General features: G+C 44.9%; 1 protein-coding gene. It reads right to left on the bottom strand.

Annotated elements, in window-relative coordinates:
- On the bottom strand, positions 1 to 1,115 hold a 1,115-nt coding region (locus tag ACS8FD_RS16250), incomplete at both ends, for a wax ester/triacylglycerol synthase family O-acyltransferase (protein ID WP_439276605.1).

Below are 1,115 nucleotides of genomic sequence, written 5' to 3'. Positions count from 1 at the left end.
CGTAGTCCCAATTCTTTTTCTTTACTCACGTTTTCTAGTACAGCAAGCTCTTCTTCAATCAAGCCCAGCATGTCTTGTACATGCGGCAACAGCTTGCTACAAGCGGTAATACAAAACTCTACTTTATCTAAATAGCTGGCAAGCGTGATGTTCATTGCTTGACCATCCAATATAATAGAAGCTGGATACAGTGCTTTGAGCGGTGCGCCGTTCCAGTACAGTGGCTTTTTAGCCCCAGGTACGTTAGAGATAATAAGGTTAAAAGCTTGTTTTTTGGGGAATATGCCCGTTAATAGGTTAATGCCTTCCCACGCATAAGCGATGGCACTATAGTTGATTACCTGTGCTTGATTCATACGACGGAACCGACGTTTTCCACTATTCATACTGCCATTGATCAGCTGTAGTCGACGAAGAGGGTCATCTAAATGCGTGCCTAAGTTTGCCAAAACAAATGAGATTTGATTGCCAGTGGTACTATTGTCGCTGCGTAATGACATCGGTACAAAAGCAATCAAGGGTTTATTCGGTAACGCATCAAGTTTGAGCAAGTAACGCCGTATGGCACCAGAGCAAACAGCAAGTATCACATCATTCATACTGACATCGAGTTTGTCAGCGATGTCATCAAAGCGCTGCATATCATAAGATTGCGCTGCAATTCGCCGTGAGGCAGAGATGCGCTGGTTTAATATACTCATGGGAGCATGAAAGGTGCCAACATAATCGTCTTTGCCATGATGTTTAAAGTTATCCAGTAGTTCGGTAAATACCGGCTTAATGGTAGATAGCTGCTCTTTTATAATACGAGTCACAGAGCGTCCAGTAGGTATCAGAGCATCTACTTGATTACGATGGCGTGCCATGAGTGACCACACTGGCAGCGTCATAGGCTCATACGGTGACTGTGAAAGCGACTTTTGGATGAGGCGCATGGCAGCGATACCATCGACCAATGAGTGATGAATCTTAAAGTATAGGGCAAAGCGTTCAGGACTATCGTCAGTCTCTGGTTGAATTCCCTCGATAACATGACATTCCCATAGTGGCATCGCCCGATCAAGTAAGCGCCCATGCTCTTTTGAGACGTACATCAGTAGCTCTCGGACGCGAGT

Source organism: Psychrobacter sp. 1U2, assembly GCF_051847575.1.
Note: the sequence above shows the minus strand (reverse complement) of the source record. Positions and strands in the feature narration are given on the sequence as shown.